This window comes from Halovivax gelatinilyticus (assembly GCF_024300625.1).
Classification (GTDB): domain Archaea; phylum Halobacteriota; class Halobacteria; order Halobacteriales; family Natrialbaceae; genus Halovivax; species Halovivax gelatinilyticus.
In genome coordinates, this window is record NZ_CP101322.1 from 2,391,973 (window position 1) to 2,406,803 (window position 14,831).

Genomic DNA, 14,831 nt, shown 5'->3' on the forward strand with positions numbered 1-14,831 from the left:
CGTCGCCCGAGGTTGACGCGGTCAGGCGACTGGCTCTCAACGTGGGCGCACGTTGTCACCGGCTCAGTCACGAAGCACGTACCGCATAACGAGTTGCAACACGTGGACGAAGACGCCAGCGATGGCGACGTAGACGCCGATCGCCTGCAACGCGGTCGATCCGACCGCGTTTTCTCTGAGCCGCCAGATCTCCCAGCCGAGTCTGAGGAGAAAGCCGAGAAAGATCAACACGAAACCGACGAGGAGTAACTCCGTGAGGACGAACGTCCCGATCGCGATGGCGACGACGCCGCCGACGAAAGCGTAATTCGCCCATCGACCCCACGATTCGAACGACTTCCGGCGGCCGTAGACGTAGCCCGCGATGAGCGCGGTGAGAACGATCGTCACGACGGCGGTGAGACCGAGTATCTCGAGGCGAACGTCGGCGGGGGCGACGCCGAGAACGCCCGCGCCGAAGATGCCAAAGGCCAGCGCCAGGATGGTGGTTCCGAGCGCGGCGATACCGAAATCCTCGCGTTCGATTCCCCGCTCGGCGATCAACTCGCCGCCGACGATGGCCGCCCCGTACACCAGGACGCCGACGATCGGGTAGGCGAACAGCTGCTGGTTCACCGCCGCCAGCGGCGTCTCGGCGAACGCGTACATCAGCGCGATCGTGACGGCCATCAACGCGGTCGCCCCGCCGATGACTCGGACTTCCCGCCCGGAGAGGCCGAATCCGGTCTCGGTCGCGTCGCCGGTCTCGAAGGAATTCATCGGTCGCACGTACCACGTCGATCGATAAAATGACGGCGTCCGTCGCCGACTGACGACCCGAATTTCTATTCGGACGTCTCTCGTCGGTGAATACATGTCCGAGTACACGATCGAGATCTCCGAGGCGAACTGGCGCCGATTGTGTGATCTCAGGCGGTCGAACGAGTCGATCGACGACGTTCTGACTCGATTGACGAGGGATCACCGGTGGACGGGATTCGATGCCCTCTCCGAAACCGGTCTGGCCGAGGAGATGGAGTCGGTTCGAGAACAACTGGAGCGTGAGATCGAACCCGATCGGAGTGAGTCGGAGTAAATTGGCTCACCGGCTATCGATCGCCGACGACCCACTTGTCCGAGTACGCCAGATCACAGTCACAACGCGCGTAGGCGTGAACGACGTCTCCTTCGCCGTAGAGCCCGCCGACGTCCTCGTTCTGTTCTTCGGCGAAGGCGAAGACGAACCGGACCTCGTGGTCCCCGTCCGCTTCGGGGCAGGTCCCGCCGGTCAGCTTCGCGTCGATCGATCCCTGGGTGGCCATCGCCTCCTTCGCGAACGCCATCGCGTCGACGCCCGTCGCCGCGCGGAAGGCGTTGCGTCCGCGCTCGCCGTCGACGACGATCACGATGCCGTCGTCTACCCGTTCGCCGTACGATTCGAGTCGGCCGAGGTCGTCGACGGCGTCCGCGGCGAGGTAGATGGCGACGTCGTCCGGTCGCTCGCCGGCGAGAAACGCCTCGTGGTCTGCGGTCATACCGGTGACTGTGCGGTCGAGCGGGAAAAAGCCCGTTATCGCGACCGGAGATACGAGACGAGCCGTTCGACCGTCTCCGTTAGAATCGGCTCGTCCAGCCGGCCGAAGTACGCACGAATATCTGACTGTGCTGGCGAGACGATTCCCCACGGGACGATAGAACGCTCTCGTGGAAGTCCACCGTTGATTAAGTCGTATTCGTCGATCGTAACCGAGTTGTCGAGAGTCTCGATTAGTACGACACCCAACCTACTCGTCACTGTCAGCGGCTTCGGTCTCGTTCGTCGCCTCGTCGCTCTCTGGATCGAAGTCGCCGTAGTCTTTCGTCCGCTCGATCATCTCCCAGAGCGCGAGGGCGTCGCGCTCGTCCGACTCCGCGTCGGGGCTGTCGTACTCGTGGATCCAGTCGGTGTCGATCATCCAGCTGTGGGGTTGGCCGTAGAACGGGTCGGCGACGGTTGCTGAGAGCGAGGTGATCTCGGAGCCGCGCTCGATCAGCGCCTGTTTGTACACCTGGTAGATGATTCCGATCTCCTCGTCCGAGCCGGCGGGCGTCTCCTCGGTCGAGTGGTAGGTGAGGAAGAGGGCGTCGCCACGGCGGGTGAAGTCGGCACGCTTTGGTACGGTATCTTAATGATCGATGAAGGGGTCGGCGGGAGTGGCGCCATATGGGTCGGTCCGCATGGGACAGTTTCTGGCTGCCAAACGGTACCGAGTAGCGGTAGAGTGTGACCGTCGTTCCGACGGCCGCCAACGCGCTGCAGGTGTAGATACTGGCGAAGACGTCACAAATCCGATGCTACACTATCCGCCAGAAGTCGATCGCCGCCCTCTCACTCGTTTTCGTCAGACTCGTCGTCTACGTCCACGTCTTCATCGGGATCCGCCGGGCTGGATCCATCCTCGTCATCGCCCACTGCATCGACGTCCTCCTCGTAGACCTTCGAATTGAGGATCATGTTCCACAAGGAGAACGCGTCCCCATCGATGGCTGATTCGTTTCCAGTTTCGTTGTCCGAATCGTTCGCGTCCTCCTCGCTGTCGTACTGGCGGATCCAGTCCGTGTTGATACCCCACCCATGGGCCTGGCCGTCGAACGGATCGGCGATCTCGTTGTAGAGGAACTCGATGTCCGACCCACGGTGGATCAGAGCCTGTTTGTACACCTCGTACACGACGAGGATCTCCTCGTCGGACTCGTCGACCGTCTCCGCCTCGGAGTGGTAGGTGAGGTAGAGTTCGTCGTCTTCGCGGGCCAGTTTCTCGACCGCGATGCCGTTCTCCTCGAGGAAGTAGTAGAACTCCTCAGGCGTGCCGTCGCGGTCGATCGGCGGCTCTGCGGGGTCGATTTCGCCGTCAGTCGACTCACCGCCCAGTATCCCGACGCACCCGGCGGTCACGCTCGCGACGAGTGCGCCGGCACCGGCGAGCATTCGCCGCCGGGAGTGTGTCTTCTTGGAGGGGCTCCATTCTGCCATAGAATACCCACTCTGCCAAACGGCCAAATACGTCAGTTCCGTATCGAACTGTGAATCGAGCGTCGAAACGGATGGGAACAGCAATGCGCGGACTACCGAGATCGTTGCGTTCAGCGAAGAATTCTTCTGACCGGCATTGGCCCCATCGAGACGGTTATTCGAGATCAGTAGCGGCGACCAGAACTTCGAGGGCTTCCATCGGTGTAAGGTCCTCGTCTAGCTGATTCGCGTACCAGGCCATCATGTCGGCGAACACCTCGCGGATGTCGTTCGACGTGGTTCGGTGTCTGGCCACCTCGCCGTCGGTCTTGAGCGTGATGTCGACGCCGTGTGGTGAGACTTCGTTCGCGAGCTTCACCTCTGGGTCCAGTACGCGTGGCTGGCTCTCGGTTGCGCTCGTCGGATCGGGGTCGAGCGCCCCCGCCGGTGGATCCACGAGGGTCTCGGGTCGATCGTCGGTAATCTGCGCGGTGTCCGGCCCATTACGATCGAGAGATGTGGGGCGGTCGGCTTTGGAGTCGTCCGGGCGGACGACGAAGCGGTTGTCCTCGATGCGGTCGACCAGCTCCGGGTCGAGGGTGAGATCCTCGGGATCGAGCACGCCGTCGTCGGTGTCGGGGGTCATGTTGGGGGTTAGGTCAAGAACGGTCGAGGGTCGTTGTTAGCCTGTCGGCCAGTGAAGAGGTGTTCGAAAGTGGGGGCTTCTCTAGCAACCGGTTATCGCCGCCTGGCTTCAGATCTCCGTTACTTCGTACTCGTAGCTTTCGAAGTCCTCGTCGAGTTGGGTCCGATGGATGATCGTCTGCTCTTCGTCCGTGAGTTCGTCCTCGAACGTAATTTCGTCGACGACCTCGTCGTTCTCGTCGAACGTCGTCACCTCGAACTCGAGGTCCATGGGTGGATCGTTTGTTTCGAGGATGAAGATCACGTTGGCGCCGTCGTCCGGCGAGTCCTCGGAGAATTCGATGTTCACCGCGTCGACGGTGACGTCGCCGTTGTCCATGCAGCCGGCGAGCGCTGCGGCGGAGAGTGCTCCGGCCGCTCCGATAAATTTGCGTCGGGAAAGCGTCATCACTGCAGTAACGGCGCTCTCAGCTAATAGTGACTCGTACCGCCACAGCTGTCGTTACAGAACTCGATTCGGGGGTCGACACGGCGTGGTCGGGGCTGTGCGCAGCCGCCGTGGTCTGTCTGTCCGCTCGAGTTGGTCGAACAGTTTGGCGCGATTGCGCTGACTGTCTTGGGTTACGAGGTGGCGGCACAGATGCAGGCCGCTCGTGCGTCTCGAACGAGGTGTCGTGGACCTCTCGGATCGTTCCGTCGGTGAGACTCGGGATACGTTTTAGACTACTGAAAGAAAGCGTGGTACACGACGATGCGTCAGTCGCTGTCTCATCGTCGAATTGGCTCACATACCACGTCGCGAGCCGATTGCCACCCGCCGCCTCTTTACTGAGTGACGGCGGCCCCATCGACCATCGGCTCGGTTGCGAGCACCTCGGCGGGATCGACGACGCCGGTGATCGATTGGCGACGTCTCGCCCGCGGAATCGGCGGCGGGCTCAGGGGTCTCCGACAGCGTCCCGTCACCGCCCTCGCGTCATCCGAGTGACCGACGAACCGGTTCTCGGGCGAGAGCACCCGTCGTCAGTTCGGTCGGGTGTCGCGGTGGGTATGCGTGAGTGGTTGGTGGACTGTGCTCCGTTTAGACGATGACGACGTTTGCGTCGTCGTCGTACGTCGCCGGGACGGTTACCCCGTAGCTGAACTGGGCACCGGACTGATCGACCAGTTCGATAGTGGCACTAGATCCACCTTCGAGGTTTTCCTGATCTGGAATGTGGTCGATATTGAGATTGATCTCAACGCGGTCTGATGTGTCTACCAGCGACGTGGGGTTATCCGTGGTAAGCCCGGTAACACCAAACTCACCGTTCTCAGTTGATGAAAGTACGCCGTCTGCATCGGGGTCACCATCAGGTAATTCAAGTGTCTCAGAAGTTTCATCACTGGTCCACTGAACGGTCATTGATTCGATATCGATGACGTCAGAGCCAGCAGACTTTTTCACGACGAGGTTCACTTGCTCGACGTCATCGCCGTTAAGGTCACCATACGCGTGGACGACTTCAATCTGGTTCGCCACTGCTTGCTGGGTCTCCGTTCCCGTGTCGGAAGCCTGGCTCTGCAGCGAGCCAGCCGTGTTGATCAGGACGCCTGCGGCGATGGCCGCAACAAGCACCATCGCGATGAACACGATCAGGGTACCGATTCCCACTTGGCCGCGTTCGTCTTCGGAGTGAACTTTCTCGAACATGGATTAGACCACCACGACGGCTGCGTCGTCAGCGAACGTTGCCGGAACGGTCACGCCGTAGCTGAACTGGGCACCGGACTGGTCGACGAGTTCGACGGTTGCGCTGTCACCGGGGTCGAGGTGCTGATCTTCATCGAACGCGCTGTTATCAGCCGAACTAAGGTCAATATGAATTTCAATTCGATCGTCAGTACTTACCAATGCATCACTTTCGGTCCCGGATGTGAGTTCGGTGCTATCAAATCCATCACCGAGTTCGAGTGTCTCGGAGACTGAGTCACTGGTATACTGCACCGTCATCGAGTTAAGGTCGATTACGTCAGATCCAGCCGACTTCTTTACGACCAAGTTGATCTGTTCGACGTGAGAGGCAGCCGTATTTACGCTTCCATCTGCCGCGATATCGGCGTTCGTATCACCGTACGCGTGGACGACCTCGATCTGATTCGCCACTGCCTGCTGGGTTTCCGTACCCGTGTCAGATGCCTGACTCTGCAGCGAGCCGGCCGTGTTGATCAATACGCCTGCGGCGATCGCCGCCACGAGCACCATCGCGATGAACACGATCAGGGTACCGATTCCGACCTGACCGCGTTCGTCTTCGGAGTGAATTGTCTCGAACATGGATTAGACCTCCACGACGTCAGCGTCATCAGAGAAGGTCGCCGGGACAGTCACGCCGTAGCTAAACTGGGCACCGGACTGGTCGACGAGTTCGACGGTAGCACTGTCGCCTGGATCGAGATTGTCTTGATCGGTCAAATCCCCGAACGCGATCTGGATCTCGATACGGTCGCTCGTGTCCACGAGCGCTTCACCATCGTCGTCAGTGTCGGTGGTTAATGCCTCTGTCGTAAAGCCATCATCATATTCTAACGTCTCAGAGGTGTCCTGGCTCGTCCACTGAACGGTCATCGATTCGATATCGATGACGTCAGAGCCAGCGGACTTCTTGACGACCAGGTTCACCTGTTCAACTTCGGGATCACTATCTGCTATCTCGCCGTACGCGTGAACGACTTCGATCTGGTTCGCAACCGCTTGCTGGGTTTCCGTTCCCGTGTCTGAAGCCTGGCTCTGCAACGAACCGGCCGTGTTGATCAATACTCCTGCGGCGATGGCCGCAACGAGCACCATCGCGATGAACACGATCAGGGTACCGATACCCACCTGACCGCGCTCTTCCGTCTCTGTTATATTTTCGAACATTATGTGTACACCCTGTGTTACACGATTCACCCGTGCGTCGACCGGTCGGGCCGATCGAGGTTACAGACGCGCGTGCGTCGATCCCGCGTGACGGGGATGCCCCGTCGCGTTCGCGGTTTCCCGCGAAGCTGGCGACGGGCGCTGTCGTGGCCCGTCTAACGGCGGGAGCGGGTGAGTCGTGTGGCATCACAGTATCTGGGGATGTACCCCGACGAAGACATTCACTAGTTCATCTATTAACCTCGGTATCGCCTCAGACGGCGTATCGAGACTCGATTCACGACTCGAAACGCCGGTCGAATCGGCCGCCGAACTCACGACTAGAGCTTTAGGACGAGTGTGGCTACTGTGGGGTAGATGAATTCCGTCTCGCGAGCCAGGGACGACGCCGCCCGTATCCGGCGCACCGCCGCCGACGCGGCGTTTCGAGCCCCACATGGATCTCAGCCTAGATAGTCTTCGGAAGCTCTTCGAGAACCTGCTCGGCAACACCGGCGGCCGACGCGGCCGCGAACGCGAGCAGGTGCGCGAAGAACAGTTCGACCCGGACGCCCAAGGACAGGGCGTCCCCGGCGAGCGCGGCCAGCAGCCGCCGGTCGACGGACAGGGTCAGCCGATACAGGGCGGACAGGACGGCCAACCGGTCGATGGACAGGGCCAGCCGATGCAGGGCGGACAAGCGGGCCAGGACGGCCAGCCGACCGACGGAAATGCCGCGGGCGGTGGAGCCGCCCAGTCCGGCGCCGACGTCGGCCCGTCGTTCGACACCGAGCGGCCGGATCCGGACGAGATGGACGACGACGAGGTCGTCGACGACCTCTACTACCGAATCGAGACGCTCGAGGACGAACTCGAGCGAAACGGCACCCGATTAGGCTCGATTCGCGACGCTCAGGAGAACGTCACCAGCGAGATCGAAGACGTCAACGACACCATCCGACGCCTCCTCGGCGTCTACGACAAGCTCACCCAGCCCGTCAATCCGTTCACGGGCGCGGGAGAGGAGACCGAAGGATTCGGCGTCTTCGGCGAGAACCACCACGAGGGCTTCGGTCTGAACGAGTCGACGACCGACGCGTCCGGAACCTCGGTCTCGTTCGACGACCTGCGCTCGGCGGTCGAAGAATCCGACGCCGGCAGTCCCCAGCGAATTCCGTTCGAGGACGAACTCGACGACGCCGACGACCACGACGGTGACAATTACGACTCGACGGACGATCGACGCGACGACCGCGACGCGACTGACGACTCGTCGGTCGAGGTGCAGGCGACCGACCCGACGGACGACGGGGACGGTTCGGATGCAGACGACTCGAGCGACGACGGGGACGACCGCGTCACCCTCACCCGACTCGCCGACACGTACGCCTCCGACGTCATCGTCTTCGAGTGGCTCACCGAGATGGTTCGGACCGCCGGCCCCTCTGCGACCTTGCGCGCGATCTCGTACTATCACGAGATCGGCTGGATCGACGACGAGGTCAGAGCCCACTTAGAAACCGTCCTCAGCGGACCCGACCTCGACATGCACGTCGATCCGGAGCGCACGCCCGAAGAGCTCACCGCCGAGGATCACGCCGACAGTTACGAGTACATCATGAAGTTGACCGAAGTGCACGAAGCCAGCGCGGAGGTGCACGGCTGATGGATCCATACGATCCGTCGCCGGCGAGGTGACCGTCGATGGGATTTTCCACGAGCGCCGCGGTCGCCATCCTGTTCATCGGGCTGTTCGTCGCCGTCGGCATCGCGTTTCCGGCCTTCGAATCGGCCTACGAACGCCAGTCGGCCGCGATGGACGACCGCGACGACCGCGCCCTGGAGATCAGAAACACGGCGATCGACGTCGACGCCACTAACGACGAACCGGCGGAGACGCTCACGGTGAACGTGACGAACGAGGGCTCGACGACGCTCGACGTCGCCGCCGTCGACCTCCTGCTAGACGGAGCGTACGTCTCCTCGGAGGCCTACGCGACCGCCGTCGGCGAGCCGGACGCGAGCGCCGACGCGGGACGGACGATCGTCCAGCCGGGCGAACGGCTCCAGATCACCGTCGAAGAGCGCGCCGAAGCGCCGGACCGGCTCAAGGTCGTCACCGGCAGCGGCGTCGCCCAGACGCTAACGGAGGTGGACGTCGATGGTGAGTGACGTGGTCACCGCCCGTCGCGGTTCGGCAGGCCCGATCGACCACGGCCGAGATGGAGGTGAGCGCTAATGGCCGGCGAGGCGATTTCGAGTCTCATCTTGTTCATCGCGGCGATGCTCGTCGCGCTCGGCGTCGCGGGGACGCTCGTCGCGGGCGTCGGCGACCTCACCGGCTCGCTCGATTCGATGAGCGGCTCGGTCAGCGACGAGATCGACACCGACGTCGAGATCATCAGCGATCCGGGCAGCGGCGCGATCGTGAGCGACGACGGCGAGACGGTGACGCTCCTGGTGAAGAACACGGGCGATCGATCGCTCGCGGGCGACGGCCGGCAACTCGATTTCGTGGTTAACGGCCAGTACGTTCCGCGCGACGACGTCTCGGTCGACGTCTACGATTCGAGCGTCTGGCGGCCGGGGACGGTCGCGGAGATCGAACTCGAACTCGGCACCGACGATTCGCTCGAACTTGCCGAACATCGCGTCAGAATCGCCGGAAGCGGAGTCAGCGCGTCGATCGAGTTCTACGACGGGGGTGAGAACTGATGGTCGATCACTACCCGCTCGGCCTCACCGGACGGGATCGCGTCGAGAGCGCCTTCGGCGGCGGCCTTCCGGAGGGATCGGTCGTGCTCATCGAGGGCGAAGACGGGGCCGGAAAGAGCGCGATCACGCAGCGATTCGCCTACGGGATGGCCGATACCGACGTCTACGTCACGTACGTCTCGACGGAACTGGCCTCCTGGGAGTTCGTCCAGCAGATGAACTCGCTGTCGTACGACGTCGTCGAGCACTTGCTCGGCGAGCAGCTGCTGTTCCTGCACGCCGACATCGACACGCACAACCGGGGTCAACAGCGCGAGTTACTCAAACGGTTCACCGAAGCGAAGACGCTGTGGATGGCAGACGTGATCTACGTCGACAGCCTCTCCGGCCTGCTCCGAAACGACCCGCGCTACGAGGCGGTCGCCGGGACGGGCGACGAAGATCACGTCCTCCAGCGGCTCGTCTCGTTCCTGCGGACGGTGACCGAGATGGACAAGACGGTCGTCTTCACGGTCGATCCGACGAGCGTGAGCGAGGAGGCGCTCAGGCCGCTTCGCAACGTCGTCGACGTCTACTTCGAACTGGAGACGTCTGCGGTCGGCCAGGATATCAGACGGAATGTCCGGGTGCGTCGCTTTCAGAACATGAAAGAGCCGGTCGACGATTCGATCGGCTACACGGTCCAGCAGGGACGAGGGCTCTCGATCGTGAGCCGGACGGTGGCCTGAGATGGCTGACTTCGGCTCGACCCGACTGTCGAACGAACTGCAGGAGCTGGCGGACCGACACCCGCACTTGCGAGAGCACTTGGACTGGTTCTACGACGAGTACACCGAGTATCCGGCGCTGATCGACGAACCCAGCGAGGAGTGGGAGTCTCACCGCCCGAACGTCATCTACGAGGCCGAAGAACCGATCTTCTGTCACGTCTACGGCGACGTCGGCATCGACACGACCTACTACTGCGTCGAACCGACGCTAGACGAGTCGGATCACGAACTCTACACGAAGATCCGCCAGCGCATTCTCGACAAGAGCGTCACGCGGCCGGCGCCGACCAACGAGGAGGAGTTCGAAGAGCACTTAGACGAACTCTTAGACGAGGTCGTCGAGATCACCTCCGGGCTAAGGGGGCAGTCGGTCGGCCGAATCAAGGCGTTCGGATCGACGAAGTTCTCGATCACGCGCGAGCGATTCGATCGACTCCGCTATCAGCTCCAGCGCGACATCGTCGGCCTGGGGCCGCTCGAACCGGTGATGGCCGACACGGCCAACGAGGACATTCACGTCATCGGTCCCAAGCAGTGTTACCTGGACCACGCCACCTACGGCATGATCAGCGCGACGGTCGACTTCGGCTCGCCCGAGCAGTTCGAACAGTGGCTCCGGAACATGGGCGAGCGAATGAACCACCCGGTCAGCGACTCCGACCCGATCATCGACTCGACGCTGCCGGACGGCTCGCGTATCAACATCATCTACTCCGACGACGTCTCCGTCCAGGGCCCCTCGCTGACGATTCGACAGGGTGAGGAGATCCCGCTGTCGGTGTTTCAGATCACGAACTGGGGGACGATCAGCCCGGAGCTGGCCGCCTACCTCTGGCTCTGTCTCGAGAACGAACAGACCGTGTTCGTCGTCGGTGAGACGGCGTCGGGCAAGACGACGACGCTCAACGCGTCGCTGTCGTTCATCCCGCGCGATTCGAAGATATACACGGCGGAGGACACCGCCGAGGTCGTCCCGCCCCACGACACCTGGCAGCAGCTACTCACCCGCGAGGGGTCGGGCGACGAGAGCGCCGACGTCGACATGTTCGACCTGGTCGCCGCGGCGCTCCGGTCCCGCCCCGATTACATCGTCGTCGGTGAGGTCCGCGGAGCGGAGGGACAGATGGCGTTCCAGGCGGCCCAGACCGGCCACCCGGTGATGCTCACGTTCCACGCGAGCGACATCGTCAGCATGATCCAGCGATTCACCGGGAACCCGATCAACGTCCCAGAGACGTTCATGGACAACTGCGACGTCGCGCTGTTTCAGAACCGGGTCAAGCAGGGTGACGACATCCTTCGACGCGTCACGAGCGTCCAGGAGATCGAAGGCTACTCCGAGTACGAAGGCGGCGTCGTCACCCGGCAGGCCTTTCGCTGGGACCCGCGTGACGACGAGGTCGTCTTCACCGGCCGGAACAATTCGTTCGTCCTAGAAGAGCAGATCGCGACGCTGCTCGGCTACACCGACACCCGGGAGATCTACGACGAACTCGACAAGCGCGCGGAGATAATCCGCCAGCTCATCGACGCGGGCGTCCTCGGCTATCACGAAGTCAACAAGGCTATCTCCGACTATCAGCGCGACGGCATCGAGGGCCTGCCGATCCAGCCGACGGGAATGTACCAGTTCAGCTGATCATGTCCACGGCCAACGAGTCTCGACCGGATCTGGGTGCGCGCTCGATACTGTTCGCGCTCTATCGGTCCTACGAGGCCATGGGGATGTCGGTCAGGCGGTATTTCCTCCTGATCATCCTGCCGTCGGTCGCCTTCTTTTTCGGCGCGCTCTTCGCGCCGTTGCTGGTCGGAGTACCGCTCTTCGTCGCCGGACCGCTCGCCGGTCTCGGCCTACTCGCCATCCTGACGGCCGTCGCCTATCCGAAACTCGCCCAGGATCGACGACGAAAGCAGGTCAGACAGCGCTTTCACCTGTTTTTGACCCACATCACGGTGCTCTCGATGGCGAACATCAACCGGGTCGAGATATTTCGCATCCTGGCCGAAGAAGACGAGTACCAGGCGCTCGCCGAGGAGATGGGCTACCTGGTCGCGCTGGTCGACACCTGGAACCAGAGCCTAGACGACGCGTGTCGTATGCGGGCGAAAGAGGTGTCGAGTCCCCTCCTCGCGGACTTCTTCGAACGACTCGCCTACACCGTCGGTGCCGGCCAGGAGATCAGCGAGTTCCTCGTCGAAGAGCAAGACACGATGATCCAGCAGTTTACCACCCGCTACGAGTCAGACCTGGCGAAACTCGACGTGATGAAGGAACTCTACATGTCGATGATGCTCTCGCTCGCGTTCATCCTGGTGTTCGCCATCGTCCTGCCGATGCTCGTCGGGATGAGCCCGATGCTGTTGATCGGGGCGACGATCGTGATGTTCACCATCGTCCAGGCGGTCTTCGTCTACGCCATCCACGTCATCGCGCCCTACGACCCGCTCTGGTACATCGAGAAGACGGCCGGCACGAGTCCGACCGACCGCATCCCGCTGGCGCTCATCATCGGATTCGGAGGCTGTCTCGCGCTCGGGCTCGTCGTCCTCGCCATCCTCTCCGGCGTGACGCCGATCGCATCCGATCGCATCCCGACGCCGATCATGGTCGCCATCCCGGTCACGCCGCTCTTTTATCCCGGCTGGAAAATGCGCAGAGAAGAGAAAAAGGTCAAGGAACGAGACAGCGAGTTCCCGGCGTTCATTCGGGCCCTCGGCGCGGTCGAGAGCGTCAAACAGACCTCGACGTCGAGCGTCTTAGAGTCGCTCCGGACGAAGGACTTCGGGGCGTTGACGGCGAACATCGACGCCCTCTACAAGCGCCTGCACATGCGTGTCGACGACATCAGGTCCTGGCGGCTGTTCGCGGCGGAGACGGGATCGTACCTCATACAGAAGTTCGGTGACATGTACGTCATGGGTCGCCAGATGGGCGGCAACCCGCGACTGCTCGGCCAGCTCATCAGCATGAATCAGAGCCACGTCCTCAAAGTCAGAGAAAAACGCCAGCAGGCGACGACCACGCTGACCGGCGTCCTCTACGGTATCACGGCCTCGGCCGTGTTCTCGTTTTTCATCGGCCTCGAGGTCGTCAAGATCATGATGGACATCACGGCCGAAATGGACCTGGATCAGCAGATGGTCGGCGGCCTCCTCCAGACGGCTCAGTACAATCTCGTCGTCATCGAGTACCTCCTGATCGCGACCATCCTCATCAACGCCGCGCTCTCGGCGGTGATGATCCGGCTCACCGACCGCGGGCACATGATCACCGGCCTCGTCAACTTCGTCCTGCTCACGTGGATGGGCGCGATCATCGCCGTGATCACCGGCTACGTCGTCGGCGCCGTGATCAGCGTTTGACGACGCTCGCAATCTGACTGCTGTCTCGCCACATCGTGTCAATTCAGTAACCGTGGCCTATTACGAGGCGCGACTCACGGTTCGATACCGCACGAAGGTACTTTGTACGGGATTTACTCTAGTCGTTCAGCCGGAGATTTCACTATGACGCAGGATACCTACCACGTAGAAACGCTCGAGCAGTCAGTCGGGAGAACCGACGCCACGATCCAGTGGGCGCGGTTTCTCGGCGAGACGTTCGGGACGACCGGCGCCCTCAACTGTCTGCGCTACTACGAAGATCTCGGCTGGATCAGTCCGCTGGTCAGAGAGCAGATGATCTCGTACCTGCGCGGGCTCTCGCTCGGCGAGATGCACAACAAGCGCTACGACGAGCCGACCACGCTCGAGTATCCGCTCGAATCGTTGAGCGGGACGCTCTTCGGTGCACACGCACAGTCGCTCGAGTACATCTCCGAGATCAACGACGACGACCTCGAAGAACACGTCATGGTCGCCAGAATGGCAGAACGCCGGGTCGACCGCCGGATCGAAGCGGACGAAGACGACGAACCCGGCGGCGAGCTAGTTAGCATCATCCGCGACGAACCGCCCGTCTCCGACTGATCGTCTCCGTTCGATTTCGACGCACGTCCCTTCGACGTCTAGGCCGTTCGTCTCGTCGGCTACGGTGTGTCGCATTCGACTCGAACGTGGAGCCACAACAGTTATCTGTACAGTTCACCCCGCCTGACTATCGGACGAATCGGCACTTTCGACGTCCCTTCCAGGCTACTTCGTCAAATAGTGGTTATTAATTGGTCGAATGTCTATATATGTATGGGCCTGGATTTATTGGCTGACTTCTGTGGGGTATTTATGGACGCTCGACGCCTTTCTCGGCCACGTTTTTTATAACCCATCGGTTCTTCCACCGACTATAATCGGGACGGTTCCGAGCACCCCATCGCTCCGGTCCGTTCTGACAGGTGATCGGAAATGCGCGATTCAACCCCCAACAAGACGGAATCTGTGCTCGACGCGTTCGCCCCGGCCGGGACGGACGATGAAACGACGTACGACATCACGATCGGGACGACCGAAGCGGCCAATTACGACATCGAAGCGGACTTCGACGCGCTGATGGAACAGGTGCGCGGTTCGCTTCCGACCGACGACGTCCAGTTCGACGAGGCGATCGTCAAGGAGAACTTAGAGGAGGTGCTCTTGATGTTGATCTCGCTACACGGCGAGACCCACGGGAAGGAACTACTCTCCGATCTCAGCCGGTTCTTCGGAACGCAGCTGAGTCCGGGCACGGTCTATCCGAGTCTCCACGAACTCGAAGACGAGGAAGTCCTCTCGATGCACGCGAAAGTGAGAACGAAGGAGTACGCGATCGACGACGAGGAGGCGGTCAGAGGTCGCCTCGAACAGACCATGGTCCAGCACCTCGCGTTCGGCCTGTTGCTCTACGCGTTCTTGCCCGAGCTGTAGCGGTATACCG

At 61.7% G+C, this 14,831-nt stretch carries 17 protein-coding genes and 1 pseudogene; 9 read left to right on the forward strand and 9 right to left on the reverse strand.

Translation table 11 applies throughout. From position 1 onward, the window contains the following. Positions 1 to 63: 63 nt before the first annotated feature. On the reverse strand, positions 64 to 759 hold the full coding sequence (locus tag NKH31_RS11270; protein ID WP_254861896.1) for a hypothetical protein: 696 nt from the start codon (positions 757 to 759) through the stop codon (positions 64 to 66). 94 nt (positions 760 to 853) lie between these two features. Between NKH31_RS11270 and NKH31_RS11275 the strand changes: the two genes are divergently transcribed. Continuing rightward, positions 854 to 1,075: a hypothetical protein gene (locus NKH31_RS11275; RefSeq protein ID WP_254861897.1), complete on the forward strand. Its 222-nt coding sequence runs from the start codon at positions 854 to 856 to the stop codon at positions 1,073 to 1,075. 13 nt (positions 1,076 to 1,088) lie between these two features. Here NKH31_RS11275 and NKH31_RS11280 read toward each other — a convergent pair whose 3' ends face one another. From NKH31_RS11280 to NKH31_RS11315, 8 genes and pseudogenes are all read right to left on the reverse strand, one after another. Then, a complete protein-coding gene (locus NKH31_RS11280) occupies positions 1,089 to 1,514 on the reverse strand; it encodes a DUF5807 family protein (protein WP_254861898.1) in 426 nt (141 codons plus the stop codon). Between the two features lie 249 nt (positions 1,515 to 1,763). After that, positions 1,764 to 2,108 (reverse strand): annotated as a pseudogene (locus NKH31_RS11285) (DUF8159 domain-containing protein); the annotation flags it as partial. A gap of 239 nt (positions 2,109 to 2,347) precedes the next feature. Then, a complete protein-coding gene (locus tag NKH31_RS11290; protein WP_254861900.1) occupies positions 2,348 to 2,992 on the reverse strand; it encodes a DUF8159 domain-containing protein in 645 nt (214 codons plus the stop codon). Between the two features lie 154 nt (positions 2,993 to 3,146). Beyond that, entirely contained in the window at positions 3,147 to 3,617 is a 471-nt protein-coding gene (locus NKH31_RS11295; protein WP_254861901.1) for a DUF7500 family protein, read from the reverse strand. Positions 3,618 to 3,725: 108 nt separating this feature from the next. Further along, positions 3,726 to 4,064 carry a twin-arginine translocation signal domain-containing protein gene (locus NKH31_RS11300; protein ID WP_254861902.1) on the reverse strand — a complete coding sequence of 113 codons (339 nt, stop codon included), beginning with the start codon at positions 4,062 to 4,064 and terminating at the stop codon, positions 3,726 to 3,728. Between the two features lie 633 nt (positions 4,065 to 4,697). Next, complete coding sequence (locus tag NKH31_RS11305; RefSeq protein ID WP_254861903.1) at positions 4,698 to 5,309, reverse strand: archaellin/type IV pilin N-terminal domain-containing protein; 612 nt, start codon at positions 5,307 to 5,309, stop codon at positions 4,698 to 4,700. Between the two features lie 3 nt (positions 5,310 to 5,312). Then, positions 5,313 to 5,933, reverse strand: coding sequence for an archaellin/type IV pilin N-terminal domain-containing protein (locus NKH31_RS11310; protein WP_254861904.1), 621 nt, complete (start codon positions 5,931 to 5,933; stop codon positions 5,313 to 5,315). Between the two features lie 3 nt (positions 5,934 to 5,936). Next, a complete protein-coding gene (locus NKH31_RS11315) occupies positions 5,937 to 6,518 on the reverse strand; it encodes an archaellin/type IV pilin N-terminal domain-containing protein (RefSeq protein WP_254861905.1) in 582 nt (193 codons plus the stop codon). Positions 6,519 to 6,954: 436 nt separating this feature from the next. Here NKH31_RS11315 and NKH31_RS11320 point away from each other — a divergent pair, with 436 nt between their 5' ends. The 8 genes from NKH31_RS11320 to NKH31_RS11355 all read left to right on the forward strand — a co-directional run bounded on the left by NKH31_RS11320 (position 6,955) and on the right by NKH31_RS11355 (position 14,821). Beyond that, a complete protein-coding gene (locus tag NKH31_RS11320) occupies positions 6,955 to 8,163 on the forward strand; it encodes a FlaD/FlaE family flagellar protein (protein WP_254861906.1) in 1,209 nt (402 codons plus the stop codon). A gap of 38 nt (positions 8,164 to 8,201) precedes the next feature. Further along, on the forward strand, positions 8,202 to 8,669 hold the full coding sequence (gene arlF / locus NKH31_RS11325; protein WP_254861907.1) for an archaellum stator protein ArlF: 468 nt from the start codon (positions 8,202 to 8,204) through the stop codon (positions 8,667 to 8,669). A 66-nt stretch (positions 8,670 to 8,735) separates the two neighbouring features. Further along, entirely contained in the window at positions 8,736 to 9,212 is a 477-nt protein-coding gene (arlG, locus tag NKH31_RS11330) for an archaellum stator protein ArlG (RefSeq protein ID WP_254861908.1), read from the forward strand. Beyond that, positions 9,212 to 9,940 carry an archaellum protein ArlH gene (arlH, locus tag NKH31_RS11335; RefSeq protein WP_254861909.1) on the forward strand — a complete coding sequence of 243 codons (729 nt, stop codon included), beginning with the start codon at positions 9,212 to 9,214 and terminating at the stop codon, positions 9,938 to 9,940. Before arlG ends, arlH begins: the two co-directional genes overlap by 1 nt. 1 nt (position 9,941) lies before the next feature. Continuing rightward, positions 9,942 to 11,621 carry a type II/IV secretion system ATPase subunit gene (locus tag NKH31_RS11340; RefSeq protein WP_254861910.1) on the forward strand — a complete coding sequence of 560 codons (1,680 nt, stop codon included), beginning with the start codon at positions 9,942 to 9,944 and terminating at the stop codon, positions 11,619 to 11,621. 2 nt (positions 11,622 to 11,623) lie between these two features. Next, on the forward strand, positions 11,624 to 13,345 hold the full coding sequence (gene flaJ, locus NKH31_RS11345; protein ID WP_254861911.1) for an archaellar assembly protein FlaJ: 1,722 nt from the start codon (positions 11,624 to 11,626) through the stop codon (positions 13,343 to 13,345). Positions 13,346 to 13,489: 144 nt separating this feature from the next. Next, entirely contained in the window at positions 13,490 to 13,951 is a 462-nt protein-coding gene (locus NKH31_RS11350) for a FlaD/FlaE family flagellar protein (RefSeq protein WP_254861912.1), read from the forward strand. Positions 13,952 to 14,323: 372 nt separating this feature from the next. Further along, on the forward strand, positions 14,324 to 14,821 hold the full coding sequence (locus NKH31_RS11355; RefSeq protein WP_254861913.1) for a PadR family transcriptional regulator: 498 nt from the start codon (positions 14,324 to 14,326) through the stop codon (positions 14,819 to 14,821). Positions 14,822 to 14,831: the final 10 nt, after the last annotated feature.

Coding starts and splice junctions, on each gene's coding strand:
- NKH31_RS11270 (WP_254861896.1), bottom strand. CDS start 759: ATGAATTCCTTCGAGACCGGCGACGCGACCGAGACCGGATTCGGCCTC.
- NKH31_RS11275 (WP_254861897.1), top strand. CDS start 854: ATGTCCGAGTACACGATCGAGATCTCCGAGGCGAACTGGCGCCGATTG.
- NKH31_RS11280 (WP_254861898.1), bottom strand. CDS start 1,514: ATGACCGCAGACCACGAGGCGTTTCTCGCCGGCGAGCGACCGGACGAC.
- NKH31_RS11290 (WP_254861900.1), bottom strand. CDS start 2,992: ATGGCAGAATGGAGCCCCTCCAAGAAGACACACTCCCGGCGGCGAATG.
- NKH31_RS11295 (WP_254861901.1), bottom strand. CDS start 3,617: ATGACCCCCGACACCGACGACGGCGTGCTCGATCCCGAGGATCTCACC.
- NKH31_RS11300 (WP_254861902.1), bottom strand. CDS start 4,064: ATGACGCTTTCCCGACGCAAATTTATCGGAGCGGCCGGAGCACTCTCC.
- NKH31_RS11305 (WP_254861903.1), bottom strand. CDS start 5,309: ATGTTCGAGAAAGTTCACTCCGAAGACGAACGCGGCCAAGTGGGAATC.
- NKH31_RS11310 (WP_254861904.1), bottom strand. CDS start 5,933: ATGTTCGAGACAATTCACTCCGAAGACGAACGCGGTCAGGTCGGAATC.
- NKH31_RS11315 (WP_254861905.1), bottom strand. CDS start 6,518: ATGTTCGAAAATATAACAGAGACGGAAGAGCGCGGTCAGGTGGGTATC.
- NKH31_RS11320 (WP_254861906.1), top strand. CDS start 6,955: ATGGATCTCAGCCTAGATAGTCTTCGGAAGCTCTTCGAGAACCTGCTC.
- arlF (WP_254861907.1), top strand. CDS start 8,202: ATGGGATTTTCCACGAGCGCCGCGGTCGCCATCCTGTTCATCGGGCTG.
- arlG (WP_254861908.1), top strand. CDS start 8,736: ATGGCCGGCGAGGCGATTTCGAGTCTCATCTTGTTCATCGCGGCGATG.
- arlH (WP_254861909.1), top strand. CDS start 9,212: ATGGTCGATCACTACCCGCTCGGCCTCACCGGACGGGATCGCGTCGAG.
- NKH31_RS11340 (WP_254861910.1), top strand. CDS start 9,942: ATGGCTGACTTCGGCTCGACCCGACTGTCGAACGAACTGCAGGAGCTG.
- flaJ (WP_254861911.1), top strand. CDS start 11,624: ATGTCCACGGCCAACGAGTCTCGACCGGATCTGGGTGCGCGCTCGATA.
- NKH31_RS11350 (WP_254861912.1), top strand. CDS start 13,490: ATGACGCAGGATACCTACCACGTAGAAACGCTCGAGCAGTCAGTCGGG.
- NKH31_RS11355 (WP_254861913.1), top strand. CDS start 14,324: ATGCGCGATTCAACCCCCAACAAGACGGAATCTGTGCTCGACGCGTTC.